The sequence below is a fragment of the Streptomyces sp. ADMS genome (assembly GCF_033441795.1).
GTDB lineage: Bacteria > Actinomycetota > Actinomycetes > Streptomycetales > Streptomycetaceae > Streptomyces.
In genome coordinates, this window is sequence record NZ_JAVFVX010000509.1 from 1 (window position 1) to 323 (window position 323).

The following is a 323-nucleotide window of genomic DNA, read 5'->3' on the forward strand; positions in this document are numbered from 1 at the left end:
GGGCGAAGCCGTCCCAACTGCCGACGAGGTGGGGGTCGGTGTGCTCGTCGCGTTTTCCCGGGCCGTACAGGTAGACGAGCAGGCCGTGGGTGCGTGAGCCGCGTCGGATCTTGGGGACCATCAAAGGCGCTTCTTGACCAGGGTGTCGGCCGCGTCGTCTACGTGGGTCAGGAGGCGGGTCAAGGTGGTGAGGGCGTGGTCGAGTTCGCCGGGGCGGGGCTGCCCGCCGGCGTTGTACACGAAGGCGATCTGGTTGATGTTGTTGCCAATGCGGGAGATGGCGGTGCGCAGGGCGGCCAGCTCGTCGATGGCGGCGTCGACCT

1 protein-coding gene is annotated in these 323 nt (G+C 68.1%); it reads right to left on the bottom strand.

Translation table 11 applies throughout. The annotated features are described in order from the left end of the window. Positions 1-120: 120 nt before the first annotated feature. A partial coding sequence (gene mobC / locus RB628_RS42980) for a plasmid mobilization relaxosome protein MobC (protein ID WP_318325816.1) occupies positions 121-323 on the bottom strand: 203 nt, incomplete at its 5' end.